The 18560-nt window shown below is 62.2% G+C and carries 16 protein-coding genes and 1 pseudogene; 12 read left to right on the top strand and 5 right to left on the bottom strand.

Features of this window, described 5'->3' with window-relative positions; all coding sequences use genetic code 11:
* The first annotated feature begins 347 nt into the window (after positions 1 to 347).
* From AB4O22_RS07720 to kefC, 4 genes and pseudogenes are all read left to right on the top strand, one after another.
* Positions 348 to 1058, top strand: coding sequence for a response regulator (locus AB4O22_RS07720; protein ID WP_223471653.1), 711 nt, complete (start codon positions 348 to 350; stop codon positions 1056 to 1058).
* Positions 1055 to 2390: pseudogene (locus AB4O22_RS07715) on the top strand (sensor histidine kinase). Before AB4O22_RS07720 ends, AB4O22_RS07715 begins: the two are co-directional and overlap by 4 nt.
* 177 nt (positions 2391 to 2567) lie before the next feature.
* Positions 2568 to 3089: a glutathione-regulated potassium-efflux system oxidoreductase KefF gene (gene kefF, locus AB4O22_RS07710; RefSeq protein WP_039012409.1), complete on the top strand. Its 522-nt coding sequence runs from the start codon at positions 2568 to 2570 to the stop codon at positions 3087 to 3089.
* A 1-nt stretch (position 3090) separates the two neighbouring features.
* Positions 3091 to 4917, top strand: coding sequence for a glutathione-regulated potassium-efflux system protein KefC (gene kefC, locus AB4O22_RS07705; RefSeq protein WP_460096077.1), 1827 nt, complete (start codon positions 3091 to 3093; stop codon positions 4915 to 4917).
* 71 nt (positions 4918 to 4988) lie between these two features.
* On the opposite strand, the gene AB4O22_RS07700 is transcribed toward kefC, so the two are convergent.
* Complete coding sequence (locus AB4O22_RS07700) at positions 4989 to 5861, bottom strand: aldo/keto reductase family oxidoreductase (protein WP_223471651.1); 873 nt, start codon at positions 5859 to 5861, stop codon at positions 4989 to 4991.
* 100 nt (positions 5862 to 5961) lie between these two features.
* On the opposite strand from AB4O22_RS07700, the gene AB4O22_RS07695 reads away from it, so the two are divergent.
* The 5 genes from AB4O22_RS07695 (at position 5962) to AB4O22_RS07675 (ending at position 11297) form a co-directional block, all read left to right on the top strand.
* Positions 5962 to 6915 (top strand): LysR family transcriptional regulator, encoded by a 954-nt coding sequence (locus AB4O22_RS07695; protein ID WP_460096076.1) that lies wholly within the window; start codon positions 5962 to 5964, stop codon positions 6913 to 6915.
* A 289-nt stretch (positions 6916 to 7204) separates the two neighbouring features.
* Positions 7205 to 7888 carry an SOS response-associated peptidase family protein gene (locus AB4O22_RS07690; protein ID WP_460096075.1) on the top strand — a complete coding sequence of 228 codons (684 nt, stop codon included), beginning with the start codon at positions 7205 to 7207 and terminating at the stop codon, positions 7886 to 7888.
* Between the two features lie 17 nt (positions 7889 to 7905).
* Positions 7906 to 8784 (top strand): NmrA family NAD(P)-binding protein, encoded by an 879-nt coding sequence (locus tag AB4O22_RS07685; protein WP_223471648.1) that lies wholly within the window; start codon positions 7906 to 7908, stop codon positions 8782 to 8784.
* 73 nt (positions 8785 to 8857) lie between these two features.
* Positions 8858 to 9238: a RidA family protein gene (locus AB4O22_RS07680; RefSeq protein WP_013693688.1), complete on the top strand. Its 381-nt coding sequence runs from the start codon at positions 8858 to 8860 to the stop codon at positions 9236 to 9238.
* Positions 9239 to 9533: 295 nt separating this feature from the next.
* Entirely contained in the window at positions 9534 to 11297 is a 1764-nt protein-coding gene (locus AB4O22_RS07675) for an L-lactate permease (protein ID WP_003203255.1), read from the top strand.
* 54 nt (positions 11298 to 11351) lie between these two features.
* On the opposite strand, the gene AB4O22_RS07670 is transcribed toward AB4O22_RS07675, so the two are convergent.
* Complete coding sequence (locus AB4O22_RS07670) at positions 11352 to 11687, bottom strand: hypothetical protein (protein ID WP_003203257.1); 336 nt, start codon at positions 11685 to 11687, stop codon at positions 11352 to 11354.
* 247 nt (positions 11688 to 11934) lie between these two features.
* On the opposite strand from AB4O22_RS07670, the gene AB4O22_RS07665 reads away from it, so the two are divergent.
* The gene (locus AB4O22_RS07665) at positions 11935 to 12591 is read left to right on the top strand and encodes a polysaccharide lyase family 7 protein (RefSeq protein ID WP_460096074.1); all 657 of its coding nucleotides are present in this window, start codon (positions 11935 to 11937) and stop codon (positions 12589 to 12591) included.
* 24 nt (positions 12592 to 12615) lie between these two features.
* On the opposite strand, the gene AB4O22_RS07660 is transcribed toward AB4O22_RS07665, so the two are convergent.
* From AB4O22_RS07660 to AB4O22_RS07650, 3 genes are all read right to left on the bottom strand, one after another.
* A complete protein-coding gene (locus AB4O22_RS07660) occupies positions 12616 to 13848 on the bottom strand; it encodes a nucleoside permease (RefSeq protein WP_460096072.1) in 1233 nt (410 codons plus the stop codon).
* A gap of 205 nt (positions 13849 to 14053) precedes the next feature.
* Positions 14054 to 15166 (bottom strand): sugar phosphate isomerase/epimerase family protein, encoded by a 1113-nt coding sequence (locus AB4O22_RS07655; protein WP_460096071.1) that lies wholly within the window; start codon positions 15164 to 15166, stop codon positions 14054 to 14056.
* On the bottom strand, positions 15130 to 16305 hold the full coding sequence (locus AB4O22_RS07650; RefSeq protein ID WP_460096070.1) for a Gfo/Idh/MocA family protein: 1176 nt from the start codon (positions 16303 to 16305) through the stop codon (positions 15130 to 15132). Before AB4O22_RS07650 ends, AB4O22_RS07655 begins: the two co-directional genes overlap by 37 nt.
* Positions 16306 to 16472: 167 nt before the next feature.
* On the opposite strand from AB4O22_RS07650, the gene AB4O22_RS07645 reads away from it, so the two are divergent.
* Both AB4O22_RS07645 and AB4O22_RS07640 read left to right on the top strand, forming a co-directional pair.
* Complete coding sequence (locus tag AB4O22_RS07645) at positions 16473 to 17471, top strand: LacI family DNA-binding transcriptional regulator (RefSeq protein ID WP_460096069.1); 999 nt, start codon at positions 16473 to 16475, stop codon at positions 17469 to 17471.
* Between the two features lie 100 nt (positions 17472 to 17571).
* Positions 17572 to 18522, top strand: coding sequence for a TAXI family TRAP transporter solute-binding subunit (locus AB4O22_RS07640; protein WP_003203270.1), 951 nt, complete (start codon positions 17572 to 17574; stop codon positions 18520 to 18522).
* Positions 18523 to 18560 lie beyond the last annotated feature (38 nt).

The raw sequence follows: 18560 nt of genomic DNA, 5'->3' as shown, positions 1-18560 counted from the left end.
CGGTGCCGGACACAGCTCTTGTGAAGAGGAGGATGTTTGCTGTGGGAGCAAGGCTTGCCCGCGATGAAGGCGACGCGGACTTTCAGATATCGAGGCGCCTGTTTCGCGAGCAAGCTTTGCTCCCACAGCGGGGGCGACGTTTCGCTAAATCCCCTCGCCACAAGTTTTGTGTAGGACTGACTATTTTTTAACTGACTGACATCGAGGCCATCCTGCCGCTGTTTTTTTACCTGGAGATTTCCAGAATATTGCCCGCCGGCAACTTTATTGCCGGATTGAAATATATGACGCAGGCCCTGGATTGACCCTAGTATCGCCTCCTGTATTCATTACCCTGCGTGCCCACCGTGAGCCATTTATTACTGGTGGACGATGACCTCGAAGTCCTCGCCCTCTTGCGCAAGTTCCTCGAACAACATGGCTACAGCGTGGATGTGGCCGCCGACGGCACCGCCTTGTGGCAGGCGGTGGAACGGCGGGTGCCGGACCTCATCATCCTCGACGTCATGCTGCCGGGCGACAACGGCCTGGTGCTCTGCCAACGATTGCGGGCCGAGCACACGGTCGGCATCATCATGCTCACCGCCATGGGCGAATTGAGTGACCGCGTCGTCGGCCTGGAGCTGGGGGCGGACGATTACCTGACCAAGCCGTTCGACGCCCGCGAGCTGTTGGCCCGGGTGCGTGCCGTGCTGCGGCGCACCGGTGAAGCCAGGGACACGCTGAACGACTCCTCCCGGCCAATCCTGGAGTTCGAAAACTGGCAACTGGACGTCACCCGGCGCGAACTGCGTTCACCGGACAAGGTCATGATCCCGCTGTCCACCGGGGAGTTCGAACTGCTGCTGGTGTTTGCCGAACACCCGCGCCGGGTGCTGACCCGCCAGCAGTTGCTGGACCTGGCGCGCGGCGAAACCTTCGATGCGTTTGACCGCAGCATCGATGTCCAGGTCAGTCGATTGCGGCGCAAGTTGGAGACCGATCTCAGCGGCGTATCGATGATCCGTACCGTGCGCAACAGCGGCTACCTCTTCAGCCCCCACGTGGTGAAGCGATGAAATACACTCGACAGCCAAGGGATACGCTGGCGCGGTGGATCGCCCTGACCACCCTGGTCGCCATGCTGACATTGCTGGCCCTTAACGCGTTGTTCAGCCAACTGGCTGATGCCTGGGCCCGCCCGCCCCTGATGGAAACCGGCCTGATTGAAAAGGTCGCCGCCATCACACGCATCATCGACTCGGCAGCGCCCGAACAGCGGCCCACCATTGCCAGGGCGGCCAGTGACCAGAGCTTCAACGCGCAATGGCTCCAACGCCATGAAGATGCCAAGCTGCCAGTGATCGACGACCCCGAATACAACGATGGCGCACTGCGGTTGCGCCAACTGTTGGGCCGGCCCGATGCGAGGATCGAGGGCTATGAGCCAAGCGATTGGCACGCCGGCCAGCCCGGCGCACGCTACGCCGCGATGATCGAATTGACCGACCACTCGTGGGTCGTGTTTTCCCTGCCTGCGCGCAGTTGGGGACTGGAGGAATGGGAGCGCAGCCTGATCATGCTGGCGCTGATCCTGGTGTCGACGATTATCGTCGCGCTGATCGCCACGCGACACCTGGCAGCACCCTTGCAACGCTTTGCCGAAGGCGCCCGGCGCTTCGGCGTCGACCACCAGGCACCACCGATTCCGGTCATCGGCCCCCACGAAATCCGCCAGGCTATCCTCGCCTTCAATGCCATGCAGGCCCAGCTCAAGCACTTTCTGCAAGACCGCACGCAGATGCTCGCCGCCATCTCCCATGACTTGCGCGCACCGTTGACGCGCATGCGCCTGCGCGGGGAATTCATCGAGGATGCCGAGCAGCAATCGCGCTTGTTCAGGGACGTGGACGAAATGCAGGCGATGATCAACTCAGCCCTGGAATTCTTCCGCGACGATGCCCGCCTGGAACATGCCACCGCGTTCGACCTGGCCGAGCTGCTGCACACCATCGTCGATGACCTCAAGGACGCCGGCACCGAGGTCGCATTCGATGACGCCCACCGCTTGGTTTATGTCGGCCGCCCCATCGGCATCAAACGCGCCTTGGTCAACCTGATCGACAACGCAATCAAATATGGCAACGCGCCGACTGTTCGACTCGAGGCCGACGCCAATCAGTGTGGACATTTGCATTCTGGATCGCGGACCAGGCATCGCCGCGCAACACCTTGAGCAGGTCTTCACGCCGTTCTTTCGCATCGAAGGCTCTCGCAACAAGCACACCGGCGGCGTCGGGCTGGGCCTGTCGGCGGCCCGGGCGACAGTGCTGGAGCATGGCGGCACGCTGACCCTGAGGAATCGACGCGGCGGCGGGTTGGAGGCCAGGGTCTCGCTGCCGCTTGACTGAAGTGCCCGATGTACCGATCCGCTCTAAACAATCAGCGCCTTCCTCGGTAGGATGTCCGGTTTTTCCGGCCTGGACCCTGTTCCAGGAAGGTGCTCTTGTTTGTATCGCCCGACTCAATGCCATCGTTCGCGCTCACGACAGACAGGAATCGACGGAGCCAAACTAAGGAATTCACCGATGATTCTTATCATTTATGCGCACCCCTACCCCGACAAATCGCGGGTCAACCAGCAGATGCTCAAGCGAGTGTCGACCAACCCGGACGTGATCATACGTTCGCTCTACGAGCTTTACCCCAACTTCGACATCGACGTCGAGGCGGAACAGCGAGCGGTGGAACAAGCAGAGCTTGTCGTCCTCCAGCACCCGATGTACTGGTACAGCACACCGCCCCTGCTGAAACTGTGGATCGATAAGGTATTCACCCACGGCTGGGCCTACGGTAAAGACGCCATCGCCCTCAAAGGCAAGCGCTTGCTGTGGGCCGTTACCACCGGTGGCGATCACGCGCATTTTGCGATCGGCGACTACCCCGATTTTTCGGCGCTGGCCCAACCGCTCCACGCCACGGCCATTTACTGCGGCATGCGCTGGCTGGAGCCGGTGGTCGTGCATGGCGCCTATGCCGCCGACCCCGAGGCCCAACACGCACAAATCGAACACTACGGCGAACGCCTGGCCGCCTGGAAGGAAGATTGAAATGGAGACGCACAGCCTGATTGAAATGCTGATCTACCTGGCCTCGGCGACGCTGATCGTACCGATTGCCGTTCGGTTTGGCCTGGGTCCGGTATTGGGTTACCTGCTGGCCGGGTGCATCATCGGCCCATGGGGGCTGAAGCTGATTACCGACGTAAAGGCCATTCTGGAATTCGCTGAAATCGGCGTGGTGCTGATGCTGTTCATCATCGGCCTTGAGCTCGACCCCAAACGGCTCTGGGCCCTGCGCAAGATGGTGTTTGGTGGTGGCGCCCTGCAGATGCTCGCCTGTGGCGCTGCCATTGGCTTGTTCTGCACGGCCCTTGGCCTGAACTGGACCGCAGCGCTGCTGGTCGGCCTGACCCTGAGCCTGTCCTCCACGGCCATCGCCATGCAGGCGATGAGCGAACGCAACCTGACCGCCACCGCCGTCGGCCGTAGCAGCTTTGCCGTGCTGCTGTTCCAGGACATCGCGGCGATTCCGCTGGTGGCGATGATTCCGCTGTTGTCGGCCCACGGCGACACGCCTTCGGGCACGGCGTTGTTGCTATCGATTGGCAAAATCGTCGCCGCCATCGCCATCGTCGTGCTGTTGGGACGCTACGTGACACGGCCGCTACTGCGCTTCGCGGCACGCTCAGGCTTGCGCGAGATATTCAGTGCCGTCGCGCTGTTCCTGGTGTTCGGCTTCGGCTTTCTGCTGGAAGAGGCCGGTTTGTCGATGGCCATGGGCGCGTTCCTCGCCGGGGTCCTGCTCGCCAGCTCCGAATACCGCCATGCGCTGGAAAGCGACATTGAGCCGTTCAAAGGCCTGCTGTTGGGCTTGTTCTTCATCGGTGTCGGCATGTCGATCGATTTCGGCACCCTGATCAACACACCGCTGAAGGTCGTCACCCTGACGTTGGGTTTCATTCTGATCAAGCTGCTGGTGATCAAGATGGCGGGCCGGTTCCTCAACGTCCCCGCCGGCCAGCGCTCCTGGCAGGCGGTGTTGCTGGGCCAAGGCAGCGAGTTCGCCTTCGTGGTGTTTGGTGCGGCGACCGTGGCCGGCATCTTGACCGATCAATGGGGCAAGAGCCTGACCCTGGCGGTGGCCTTGTCCATGTGCCTGACGCCCTTGCTGATCGTGTTGCTGGATCGATTCGAGTCCGTTGCCAAGAAAAACAAACGCGAATCCGACCTCGTCGACCAGCAGAATCCACGGGTGATCATCGCCGGGTTCGGGCGTTTCGGGCAGATCGCCGGACGTCTGTTGATGTCTTGCGGCGTCGAGGTGGTGGTATTGGATCACGACCCGGACAACATCGAGACGCTGCGCAAATTCGGCGTGAAAGTCTTTTATGGCGATGCCACGCGCCTCGATCTGCTGCACGCAGCCGGCGCGGCCCAAGCGGTGGTGTTGATCAATGCGATCGACGATCGGGAAGACAACCTGGCACTGACCCGACTGGCCCAGGAGCACTTCCCTGCGTTGCAGTTGATCGTGCGGGCGCGGGACATGGGCCACCTCATCACCCTGCGGCAGATGGGCGTGGAGGCGGCCGAGCGGGAAACCTTCGAGAGCGCGCTGTCATTGGGTCGCAGTGCGCTGGAGCACATGGGCGTCGGGGCTTACGAAGCGCGCGAACGGGCTGACCAGTTCCGACGGCTGAACCTCAAGATGCTGGAGGAAATCGTCGCCCAGCCGGAAGATGACCTCAAGTTCCGCCACGATGCCTACCGGCGCGCCAATGCGCTGCTCACGGACATGTTCAACGAAGACCGTGCCCGCCCCGTCGACAACTGGCAGGAACACCATCGCAACGAAACGGACAAAAGCGATGCCTAGACGCTGATGCTGTTCATCTGAGGTTCATGGCAGGTACTCACGTGAATGGCATTGCAGCTAGACCGCGCCTTTTAGACTGCCCCAACCAACCCGTCCAACTCGGCCAGCATCGGCGCAGGGATCTTCAGTTCACTCGCCGTGAGATTTTCCCGCAGGTGCGCCACCGACGACGTACCGGGAATCAGCAGGATATTCGACGCTCGTTGCAGCAACCACGCCAGGGCCACGCACAGCGGTGATGCCTGCAAGCGCGTCGCCACGCTGGAAAGGGTTTCCGATTGCAGCGGTGTGAAGCCACCCAGGGGGAAGAACGGCACGTAGGCGATGCCCTGCCGGCCCAGGTCAGCGATGAGTTGTTCGTCGTCGCGATGAGTCAGGTTGTAGTGGTTCTGCACACAGATCACCTGGGCAATGCCCTGGGCCTGCTTGACCTGCGCGGCCGTGACGTTGCTCAGGCCCAGGTGACGGATAAGGCCCTGGCGCTGCAGCTCGGCCAATGTCGTGAACGACTCTTCGATGGAGTCTTCGGTGGGCGAATGCAGGTCGCCCCACACCCTGAGGTTGACCACGTCCAATACCTCCACGCCCAGGTTGCGCAGATTGTCGTGGACCGCACGGGTCAACTCGGCTGGGCTGTGGGCCGGGTTCCAGGACGCGTCGGCACCGCGAACAGCGCCGACCTTGGTGACGATGACCAAGTCCTGGGCGTAAGGGTGCAGCGCTTCGCGGATCAGCTGGTTGGTGACATGGGGCCCGTAGAAATCGGCGGTGTCGATGTGGTTGACCCCGCTCGCCACTGCTTCGCGCAGCACGGCGATGGCGGTCGCCGGATCTTTCGGCGGCCCGAAGACCTGGGCCCCCGCCAACTGCATCGCGCCGTAGCCCATGCGTTTGACCGTGCGATCGCCCAGTAAGAAGCTGCCTGCCTTGCCTGCAATGTTCATCTCGTCGCCCTCGGATCAATGTGAGTGGGCCGACTATAGGCGTTGACCATTCCCTTGATAATCAGGTGCAATCAGCACGGGTTGTACGGTGGAGAGAACAATGGCGACGGATATTCAAGATTTGCTGGCCTTTGTGGCCGTGGTCAATGCGAAGGGCTTTCGTGAAGGCGCGCGACTGAGCGGCAAGTCTGCCTCAAGCCTCAGCGATGCCGTACGCCGGATGGAAGGCCGGCTCGGTGTACGCCTGCTCAACCGTACCACCCGCAGCGTGGTCCCGACCGAGGCCGGTGCCCGGTTGATGGAACGCATCGTCCCGGCCCTGGGCGAGGTCGAGGCGGCGATGGACGTGGTCAACGACTTTCGCGACCGGCCTTCGGGCACCCTCAGGCTGAACGTGCCGGTCAGCGCGGCCCGGCTGGTGTTGCCGGCGATCATCACGCCGTTCCTGAAAAGCTACCCCGACATCCGCCTGGAAGTGGTCACCGAGGAGAGCTTCGTCGACATGCTCGCGGCCGGCTGTGACGCCGGCATTCGCTACGACGAGCGCCTGGAGCAGGACATGATTGCCATCCCCATCGGCCCACGGTTCCAGCGCTTTGCAACGGCCGCTTCACCGGCCTACCTCGACGCCAGGGGCCGCCCCGAGCATCCGCGGGACCTACTTGGGCATGCCTGCCTGACGGGCAAGTTTCCCAGCGGCGCCCTGCCCCTGTGGGAATATGAACGTGACGGCGAAACGATGAGCGTCGACCCGAGCGGCCCGTTGATCGTGCGCATCGGCGGCGCGATGGACCTGGCGGTACAGGCTGCGGTGGATGGGCTGGGCATTGTCCATCTGTTCGAGGACTGGTTGCGGCCCTACCTGGACAGCGGCGCCCTCGAGCCGGTACTCGAACCCTGGTGGCAGCGCTTTACCGGGCCATTCCTCTACTACCCCGGCCGCCGCTACCTGCCCTCGCCGCTGAGGGCTTTTGTGGATTTCATCAATGCACAACAGCGTGGGAGCGAGCTTGCTCGCGATGGCGTCAGCACAGCCAACCTCCCCGCAAGCTGATACACCGCTATCGCGAGCAGGCTCGCTCCCACAGGGGTTCGGCTGCGTAGCTAAAAATCCTGCCCCACCACAAATCCATTGTGGGAGCGAGCCTGCTCGCGATGGCGGTCATGCATTCACCCCTTTGCCCGCTCGTCTCCCCGCCGCAAGGATTTTCGAACCAAGCCATTCGCCACGGCTCGGACCTACATGACACCGCTGAAAGCCACGATGATGCGCTTCGACCGTCACGGCCTGAACGGCGGGTACATCGGGAATGCTTTGCGTTTCACTGCCGGGAGTTTTCGTTATGTGTGACAGTCTTGTTCAACACGTTTCTTCAAAAGACTCCCTGGCGTATTTCGCCCAGCGAGACACGCCCGGCAGCCGTTTCGGTGCAAGCGTGACGCCCCTGGACCTGCACGTGACAACACCGCCCAAGGCCCAGGACCGCCAGAGCCTGATCAAGCCAGACATGCAGGTCAGCGCCATTCGTCGTCGCGGCGGGCACCTGGAGTGCATCAAGGTTCGCTGGGGTTGGTCGCCGATCTGGTCGGTCGGAACGATGCCGCCGCTGACCCATCTGCCCTTGCATCTGGTGATGCGCTCCAAGGTCTTCGATCCCATCAAGCACGAGGGCCGCGTACTGGTCGCCGTGGAGGGTTGGTATGAATCGCAAGCCCCCACCTCGCCCTCCCAGGCGCAACGCCTCACCTACACCACTTCGCGGCAATCGGCGCCAATCTTCCTGGCCGCCCTGGCCCAGGCCAGCGAGACCCCGTTTGGCTGTGACGGCCTGGCCCTGGTGACGTATGGCGACATCGTCAACCAGCAGCAGCGGGTCCTGGCCTTCAGCGCCGACGATGCGCTCGACTGGCTGGAGCCCGCGCTGGGATGGGAACAGGCACAACAGCTGGCCGCACGCCTGAACAGCGCGCAACCGCACCTTGAAGCGGAAATGACAACCCAGCGTCCGGCCCAGGGCGGACTTTGACTTTGGGAGATAAAGCCATGTACGTGATCATGGGCGCCACAGGCCACGTTGGTTCGGCCACGGCCCGAGCCTTGCTGGCGCCAGGGCATGCCGTGACTATCTTGACCCGCAACGCCACCCACGCCACCGAATGGCACGCCAGGGGCGCTCAAATCGTCGAAGCGGACGCCGAAAACGTCGAGTCGTTGCGCGCCGCCTTTCGGCTCGGGCGCAGGGCGTTCATTCTCAACCCGCCGGCGGCTCCCAGTACCGATACCGATGCGGTGGAACGGCGCACGGTCGCCAACATCCTGGCTGCCCTCGACGGATCGGGCCTTGAGAAAATCGTCGTGCAATCCACCGCCGGCGCCCAGCCTGGCGAGCGTATCGGCGATCTCAGCGTCTTGTGGGAATTGGAAGAAGGGCTGAGCAGCCAGTCGATCCCGGCGGCGATCAATCGCGGGGCTTATTACATGAGCAACTGGGACAGCCTGCTCGATACCGTGCGCGAGACCGGCAAGCTGCCCACGCTGTTTCCAGCCGACCTGGCCTTCCCCATGGTTGCGCCCCGGGACCTGGGCGAAATGGCGGCCGCGCGGTTGCTATCGTCGGTTGATGACATTGGCGTGCGTAACGTGCAGGGACCTCGCCTGTACTCGCCCAACGATGTGGCGCAGGCATTTTCCCAGGCGCTCGGCCGGCCGGTCGAGGTGCACGTGATACCCAGGGACCAATGGGAAAGCACCTTCCAAAGCCTCGGCTTCAGCCTCGCTGCGGCGCAATCCTATGCGCGCATGAGCGCCGTCAGCCTCGACAGCGGCTTCGACGTGGGCGACGACGCCTTGCACGGCACCACGACGCTTGAGGCCTACATCCAGGCGCTGGTGCAAAACAACGGGCTGGGAGCGCACGGATAAAGGAATGCAGGAACGGCGCAGCAATGGACGGTAGACTGCGGCGGTCTTTTTCTTTTCCAGCATGAGGCTTTGCATGAGCAACCCAGACATTACGTTTATTCCAGATCCGGATGCGGACTCCATTTCCTCCGACGTCGCCGGTTTCGGCGGCCTGCTGGTTTCCACGCAAATCCCCACCCACGCCGACGGCAGCCTGGAACTGGGCGACATCACCCGGCAGAGCGAATGCACGCTGCAAGCCCTCAAGACCGCCCTGGAGGGCGCCGGCAGCTCCATGGATCGGGTCCTGCACCTGACCATCTACCTGACCGACATGGCTGACCGCGCCGCTTTCAACGAGGTCTACAAACGCTTCTTCGCCAAACCCTGGCCGGTTCGCGCCGCCGTGGGCGTGGCGGCGCTGGCGGTTGAAGGAATGAAAGTGGAAGTGACAGCGATGGCGGCGAAGGGCTGAGCGAGCCCACTGCCTAGAAGCGGAACGCGGAGCGTGAGGAACGATCTTCCGCAGCTCCCGCAACCTGATCGTTCCCACGCTCCGCGTGGAAATGCATCCCGTGACGCTCTGCGTCACATCCCAGAATCGGAACGCGGAGCGTCCCTGGCGGCATTCCCACGCGGAGCGTGGGAACGATCGACTGGAGTATGCCTGGCTATTCCCTGGACCAATCCCCTCCCCCAATCCCCGCCTATACTTCTTTGCCAATCCCCCCGGGGCCTGCACTTCCAACAATAAAAAGCAGAGGTGGAACATGGTCTGGCAACAAGTCTACGATCCCTTCGGTAATGCGGTGCTGTCGACGCTCCTGGCGGCGGTTCCCGTGGTGGTGATGCTGGCGTCCCTGGCGTTCTTTCATGTCAAGGCACACCTGGCGGCGTTGATGGCCCTGGCCTCGGCCTTGCTGATCGCGATCTTCGCCTTCGGCATGCCCGCCGGCATGGCCGGTTCGGCGGCACTTTACGGCGCGGCCAACGGGCTGCTGCCCATTGGCTGGATCGTCCTCAACATCATTTTCCTGCACCGGCTGACCACCGAGAATGGCTCGTTCAAGGTCTTGCAGGATTCCCTCGCACGCATTACCGACGACCGACGCCTGCAATTGCTGCTGATCGCGTTTTGCTTCGGTGCGTTCTTCGAAGGCGCGGCGGGTTTCGGCACGCCGGTGGCGGTGACCGGGGCGATCCTGATCGGGCTGGGCTTCTCCCCCTTGGCCGCCTCGGGCCTGGCGCTGATCGCCAACACCGCGCCCGTGGCGTTCGGCGCCCTGGGTACGCCGATCATCACCCTGGCCAAGGTTACCGGGCTGGATGAAATGGAGTTGTCGATGATGGTCGGTCGGCAGTTACCGTTTTTTTCGGTGATCGTGCCGTTCTGGTTGATCTGGGCGTTTGCCGGGTGGCGCAAGATGCTGGAGATCTGGCCGGCGATTCTGGTGGCCGGTGTCAGCTTCGCCATCCCGCAGTTCCTGGTGTCGAACTACCACGGGCCGATGCTGGTGGATGTGATTGCCGCGCTGATTTCCATGGCCTGCCTCACCGGTTTTCTAAAGGTCTGGAAACCGGCCACGGTGCACACGTCCGCAGCGTTGTCGGGACGGGTCGATGATTCGAAAATCGACGCCAGCGAAGATGAAAAACCGCAGGCCAGCGCCACCTTTTCCAGTGATGCGCGACCGGCTGTGCTGCGGGCCTGGATGCCATGGATCATCCTTACAGTCTTCGTGTTCGCCTGGGGCACCCAGAGTTTCAAGAACCTGTTCGATACCCGCCCGGCGCTGGACCCGCAGACCCAATCGGCCAAGCTCGACCCCCAAGGCAAGCCGATGCGTGAGGCCAACCCGATCTTCTCGCCCCTGGTGACCTTCGGCACCATCCACCAGCAGATCGAAAAAGTCCCGCCCGTGGTGCCCCAGCCTAAAACCGAGGAAGCGGTCTACAAGTTCAACTGGTTCACCGCCACCGGCAGCGGCATCTTCCTGGCGGCGATTCTCGGTGGCTTGCTGATGGGCTATTCCATCCCGCAACTGCTGCACCACTACCTGCGAACGCTCTGGGTGGTGCGCTACTCGCTGATTACCATCGTGGCGATGCTGGCCCTGGGGTTTCTCACGCGCTACTCAGGCCTGGACGCGACCATGGGCCTGGCCTTCGCCGCTACGGGCATTTTCTACCCCATGTTCGGCACCTTGCTGGGCTGGCTCGGCGTGGCGCTGACCGGTTCGGACACGGCGTCCAATGTGCTGTTCGGTGGTTTGCAACGGGTGACAGCGGAACAGTTGGGGATCAGCCCGGTGTTGATGGCTGCGGCCAACAGTTCCGGCGGGGTCATGGGCAAGATGGTCGACGCCCAGTCGATCGTGGTCGCCTCCACCGCCACCCGTTGGTACGGTCACGAAGGCGAGATCCTGCGCTACGTGTTTTTCCACTCGGTGGTGCTAGCGATTCTGGTGGGCGGGCTGGTGACGTTGCAGGCGTATGTGGCGCCGTTCAGTCATATGGTGGTGGGAGGACGCTAACAGGAATATTGATCGTTCCCAGGCTCCCGCGTGGGAACGATCAAAACAACGGTGTTACTGAACGTTTTTCAGCTTGACCACATCACCAGACACCGAGGTGGTGTAGCCGGTCAGGACCCAGGCCCAGAACCAGTTTTCCTGGACTTGGGTGTTGATCATGGCGTCGCCGCCCTTGGCCTTGATCGCCGCGTCCTGGGCACGCACGAAACGGTTGTTCTGGCGAATCGGGATCACGCCGAACAGCAGCAGGCCGGTGGCCTTGGCTTCGCTGTGGCCGACAACGGTGTATTGGCTGCTGTCGTATTGCTGGGTTTTCATCGGGGTGCCGGTGCAACCCGCCAGGGCCAGGCCGAACAGTGCGCAGGCGACAACTTTGCTGATGTGATTCATTGAATACTCCATGAGAAAACGCCCGGGATCCGTCTCTCGGGCGGCGCGTACTCTAACCGATCAGCAACAAATTGACATACGATAATCCGCCCTATTCAGCGCCTGGAAGGCTCATCGCAGAGCCATCCGTCAGTTGCGCCTCCAGCGAAGCAGGCCCTCGTCGATAACATGAAAACTGCGCCACGGAAGGCAGTTCTTGCCTTGACGGCCGATAGGTAACGGCCGGTCCCGTTGGAGGGGTTTTATCATGATTGACGTGACTGTCTGGAGCGTAACCCTGCCGGTGCAAACGCCGGCGCAGGTCGTGGCGACCAAAGCCATGCCGACCTTGAAAAACAAGTATTTCGACAATAACGGCCAGAGGATCATCTTCTGGGCGCCCGTCACCGGCTCCCATACCGGTAACAGCAAATACCCGCGTTCCGAACTGCGGGAAACCAGCAGGGACGGGAAACACCGCAACTGGCGCTACAACAGCGGCACCAACACCCTCAAGGGCGAGCTGTCGGTGAACCAGGTGCCTTCCGAAGGCCGCGTGGTAGTGGCGCAGATTCACGCCAAGGATGCGCCGACGCCGTTGTTGAAACTGGTGTACCGCTACGAAAAGGGTACCGGCAATATCGACGTGGAATACCGGGTCAAGCCCAAGGAAAAAAAGAGCCCGGTGATCTACACCGTGCCCAAGGTGCCGTTGAACAAATCGTTCTCGTACACTCTGCAAATGGACAAGCAAGGCCAGCTCTCGGTGCTGATCGGTAACAGTGGCAAACAGGTGAAGCTGGACAAGTCCTGGCAAGGCTACGACTTCTATTTCAAGGCCGGCGTCTACACCTTGGACAACAAAGGCTATTCCAACGAAGGCGGAAAAGTGACCTACACCAAACTGGACGTCAGCCACAAATGACTGACGCCCAGCCCTGCTTGTGCTTCAGGCCTTTGATGGCGCGCTAACCGCCTGCCGGCCGCTGAAGGAAAACAGGAAACAGGCGAACACCAGCAACGCGAAACCGGCCGGGAACAGCCAGATGCTTTTCCAATCGTGGCCGCCCTCCAGGACAAAGTGATCGGTCACCTGCCCCGCGACCCAGAAGCCGATCAGCATCCCCACGCCATAGGTCGCCAGGGTAATCAGGCCCTGGGCCGAACTGCGCAAATGCTTCGGCGCCTTGGCATCGGTGTAGATCTGCCCCGAGACAAAAAAGAAGTCATAACAGATGCCGTGCAGGGCAATGCCGGTGAACAGCATGAACGCCAGGTCGCCGTTATTGCCGTAGGCGAACAACAGGTAGCGCAGCGCCCACGCCAACATGCCCACCAACAGCGCCAGCTTGATGCCGAAGCGTAGGATGAACAGCGGCAACAGCAACATGAACAACACTTCCGAGACCTGCCCGATGGCCATCTTCGCCGTCGGGTTGGTCATGCCGGTTTCGGCCAGGAACGGGTTGGCATTCTGGTAATAAAAGGCCAAGGGAATGCAGATCAGGATCGAGGCGATGAAGAACACCAGGTAGCTGCGGTCCTTCAACAGACCCAATGCATCCAAGCCCAACAACTGCTTGATGCCGCCACCGCTCGCCTGCTCTTGGAACGGCGCCGTGGCCGGCAGCGTGAAACTGTAGAGCCCCAGGACCAGGGAAGCGATGGCCGCCATCAGGAAGGTATTGCGCAAACCGCCTGCAGAGATCGCTTCACGCGAATCCCAGGCGAATACAAAACTGATCACCACACCCGCGACGATCCAGCCAATCGTGCCCCACACCCGGATGCGCGAGAACTCCAGCGCCGGGTCGCGCATTTGCCGGAACGCCACGGAATTGACCAGGGCCAGCGTCGGCATGTAGACCACCATGTACGCCAGCACATACGGGTAGAACACGCTGAAGTCCGCCGCCGAATACAGCTGATACAGCAACGCCGCGCCCAGCAGGTGCAACACCGCCAGGATCCGTTCGGCATTGAAGTAGCGGTCGGCGATCAGGCCGATGACAAACGGCGCAATGATCGCCCCCCACGACTGAGTGGAAAACGCCATGCCGATCTGCCCGCCGCTGGCGCCCAGCGTGCTGGAGAGAAAAGTCCCCAGGGTGACGAACCAGCCACCCCAGATAAAGAACTGCAGGAACATCATCACGCTGAGGCGTGCGTTCATCGTGGTCATGACAGTCACCGTTTTATTGTTGTTCTTGTGAAGAAAGAAAAAACGCACCGCTTTTGTTGCAAAGGGATTTACCTCCACTGTGGGAGCAAGGCTTGCCCGCGATGGCCGCGCCACGGTCTAACCGTTGAACCGCGTTTTCGTTCATCGCGGGCAAGCCTTGCTCCCACACTGGGTTTCCTCGCCACGGGTTTTTGGGTTGGGCCGGCTACCTCAACAGGCCCAGCAACCGCCGGTTGGAGTATTCATCCGCCGTTACACCAGCAAAATCGTCGAAAGCCTTGCGCGTCTTGCTGATCATGTGCCGCTGGATGAACGCAGCACCTTCTGCCGCACCCTGTTGCGAATCCTTCAGGCAACACTCCCATTCCAAGACCGCCCAACCGCTGAAATCGTATTGGGTCAATTTGCTGAAGATCGATTTGAAATCGATCTGGCCATCGCCCAACGAACGGAACCGCCCGGGCCGTTCGACCCAGCCCTGGTAACCGCCGTACACCCCGGAACGGGCGTCGGGGCGGAACTCGGCGTCCTTGACGTGGAACATGCGGATGCGCGCGTGGTAGCGATCGATGAAACCCAGGTAGTCCATCTGTTGCAGCAGCAGATGGCTGGGGTCATAGAGGATCGCCGCCCGCGGGTGATGATCGACGGCCTCCAGGAAGCGCTCGAACGAGGCCCCGTCGTGGAGGTCTTCGCCGGGGTGGATTTCGTAGCACAGGTCCACCCCCGCCGCGTCGAAGCAGTCGAGAATCGGCAACCAGCGCCGGGCCAGTTCGGCGAACCCTTGCTCCACCAGGCCTGCCGGACGTTGCGGCCATGGGTAGAGATACGGCCACAGCAGCGCGCCGGAAAACGTTGCATGAGCCTTCAGCCCCAACCGCTGGCTGGCGCGGGCGGCCAGCTTGAGTTGTTCGATCGCCCACTCGGTCCGCGCCTGGGGCTGGCCGCGCAGATGGGCCGGGGCGAAGTCGTCGAACAGCGCGTCGAACGCCGGGTGCACCGCCACCAACTGGCCTTGCAGGTGCGTCGATAACTCGCTGATCTCGACACCGGCCTGGGCACAGGTGGCCTTGAGCTCGTCGCAATAATCCTGGCTCTCGGCGGCCCGGGCCAGGTCGATGTATTGCGGGCCCGACGTCGGTAGTTGAATGGCCTTGTAGCCTTGCGACGCCGCCCACTGGGCGATGTTGGCCAGGGTGTCGAACGGCGCTTCGGCGGACATGAATTGCGCCAGGAAAATGCCTGGGCCACGCAGGCCGCTCGGTGTCTTGTCGAGGGTATTCACAACAGGGATGCTCCGGTCTGCACGGCGGTCCATTTCGCCTCGCCACGGTGATTGAGGATGGCGGCCTCGATGAATGCCATGCCACGCAAACCGGTCTCGATGCCGGGTACGCCAGGGACGTCAGGGCCTTCGACATGGTTGCGAATGGCCTGGGCGAAATCGCCGTAGAGGTTGGCCATGGCCTCCAGGTAGCCCTCGGGATGCCCGGCCGGCAGGCGCATGCGCCGCGTGGCCGCCGCGCACAACCACGGCTGGCCGACACCGCTACGCAAGATGCGCAGGGGTTGGTCAAAGGCGCGATGGATCAGGCTCGCCGGTTCTTCCTGGCGCCACTCCAAGGCGCCCTTGTCGCCGTAGACGCGAATCTTCAGCGGGTTCTCTTCACCGGTGCAGACCTGGCTTGCGATCAACGCGCCGCTGGCACCGCTCGCCATCTTGAACAGCATCGCGGCGTCGTCATCCAATTGTCGGCCCGGGATGTGCGTACCCAAGACGGCGCATAGCTGTTGGATAGGCTGGTCTGCGACGAACTCGGCCAGGGAAAACGCGTGGGTGCCGATGTCGCCGATGCATCCGCCCAGGCCTGACTGCCCGGGGTCGTCACGCCACTCCGCCTGTTTATTGCCCTGAGCGGCGACATCCTGGCTGAGCCAGCCTTGGGGGTACTCGACCAGCACTTTGCGCACCTGACCGATCTCGCCCGAACGCACCATCTCCCGGGCCTGCCAAACCATGGGATAGCCCAGGTAGGTGTGGGCCAGGCCGTAGAGGCAACGGCTGCCTTGCAGCACTTCCCTGAGGGCCAGCAACTCGTTGAGGTCCAGCGCGGCGGGTTTCTCGCTGAACACATGGAAACCGGCTTTCAAGGCCTGGCTGGCGATAGGCGCATGGAGGTGATTGGGCGTGACGATCACCAGCAGTTCCATGCGCTGATCCAGAGGCAGCAGCGCTTCGGTGTCGAGCATCTGCTGCCAGTCGTGGTAGCAACGGGACGCTGGCAGGCCCAGGGCCGCGCCGGTCTGCCGAGTGTTGTGAGGATCGCGGCTGAATGCGCCGCAGACCAGTTCGAAACCGCCGTCCAGGCCCGCGGCCTGACGGTGGGCCTGGCCGATGAACGCGCCCTCTCCACCGCCGACGAAGCCCATTCTTATTTTCGGTGCTACAGGATTCATCGCGATTGTCTTCCTGTGAGGATGATGATGTAACCGGTTACATCATGGCGGAAATCTAGGCTCAGTTTTCCTGCGTGTCAAACCCCACGAGGTCACGCATGAACATTTGTGAGGCGCTCAACCTGCGGTAAGCTCCCCAACCGTAGCCCCTGCCCCCCGAGGTGATTTTGTCCAACATTCGTGAAGTGGCCCGGCTGGCCGGTGTGTCGGTGGCCACGGTGTCCAGAACCCTGAAATCGCCCGAACGGGTGCTTCCCGAGACGCGGGACAAGGTCAACGCGGCGGTGGAACAGGCCGGCTATCGACCCAACCTGATGGCGGTGCAATTTCGCTCCCGGCGCACCGGCAACCTGGTGATCCTGGTGCCGACCATCGCCAACACGTTTTTCGCCCGGGTCATCAGCGGCGCGCAGCAGGCCGCGCAGGCGGCGGGTTATCGATTGCTGCTGTGCGACACCCAGGGCCGCGCGCAGATCGAGCGGGAATTCGCCGCGCTGGTCTACGCCCACCAGGCCGACGGGGTGATCCAGTTGCGCGCCAGCGATCCTTTCGAATCGATGCCCGCAGGCGCTGAAAGCCTGCCGCTGGTCAACGCCTGCGAAGTGGTCAAGAACGCCCCCTACCCAACCATCAGCCTCGACAACCGGGCCGCCGCCCAGGCCATGACCGAGCACCTGATCGGCCTCGGCCATCGCCGCATCGGCATCATCAAGGGACCGCGCAGCAGCCCCTTGACCCTGGACCGCGTGGCCGGCTACCAGGATGCCCTGAGCCAGGCCGGTATCGCCGTCGACCCAAGCCTGATCTGCCATGGCGACTTCACCTTGAAGGCCGGAGATGACGGCGCCGGCGCGATGTTGGCGCTGGTCGACCGGCCCAGTGCGTTGTTCTGTGAAAACGACGAGATGGCCATCGGCGCACTCAGGCGCATCAAGCAAATGGGCCTGCGGGTGCCCGAGGATATTTCCCTGGTGGGGTTTGACGACATCCCGTTCGCCGCCTATTGCGACCCGCCCCTGACCACCATTGCGCAACCTGCCGAAGCGTTTGGTCAAAAAGCGGTAGAGATGCTGATTGCCCTGATCGAGAAAAAGCCGATTGCCCAACGGCATGTGGTGTTGCCGTTTGAGTTGACGGTGCGAGGCAGTACGGCGCCCCTGGCATAACCACAAAAACCTCCTGACCACGGCTCGACTCGCCACCGCCCCCGTTTGAACTACAGTGGAAAGACTCTGCATACAGCCATAACAAGACGGAGAGGTCCCCATGCGAGTCAACAAGCGCTTCACCCTCCTGGCCGCCGCGGCAGCCCTGGTGGTCAGCACCACGGCCCAGGCAGCCCCGGTGTATATCAACATCCTGACGGGGGGCACCAGTGGGGTTTATTACCCGATCGGGGTCGGGCTGTCGCAGATCTACAGCAGTGGTATCCAGGACGCCAAGACATCGGTGCAAGCCACCAAGGCATCGGTGGAAAACCTCAACCTGCTGCAAGCCGGTCGTGGCGAGCTGGCCCTGGCCCTGGGCGACTCGGTGGCGGATGCCAGGAACGGTGTGGAAGACGCCGGTTTCAAGGCACCGTTGACCAAACTGCGCGCCATCGCTGGCGCCTATCCCAATTACATCCAGATCGTCGCCAGCCAGGAGTCCGGCATCAAGACATTGGCCGACCTCAAGGGCAAGACCGTTTCCGTCGGCGCGGCAAAATCCGGCACCGAACTCAATGCCCGGGCGATCTTCAAGGCCGCAGGGCTGACCTACCAGGACATGAAGGTCCAGTACTTGCCGTTCGCCGAGTCGGTGGACTTGATCAAGAACCGCCAACTGGATGCCACACTGCAGTCCTCCGGCCTGGGGATGGCGGCCATTCGTGACCTGGCCTCGACCATGGCGCTGAGCTATGTATCGGTGCCCACCGATGTGGTGGAGAAAATCGCTAACCCGGCCTATCAAAGCGCAATGATTCCGGCCAACACCTACGACGGCCAGACCGACGCCGTACCGACCGTGGCCATCACCAACATCCTGGTCACCCGCGAGGACGTGCCGGATGAGGTGGCGTACCAGATGACCAAGCTGCTCTTCGAGAACCTCACTCGCCTGGGCACTTCCCATTCGGCGGCCAAGGACATCACCTTGAAAAACGCCGCGAAAAACCTGCCGATCGCACTCCACCCCGGTGCCGAGCGCTACTACAAGGAAGTGGGCGCGCTGTAACACCCTACGCATCAACGGCGCCCGTCGCCGTTGATGCA

Source organism: Pseudomonas sp. S3_B11, from assembly GCF_054667715.1.
The sequence above is the reverse complement of the archived record's forward strand: the minus strand, read 5'-3'. Positions and strand labels throughout refer to the sequence as shown.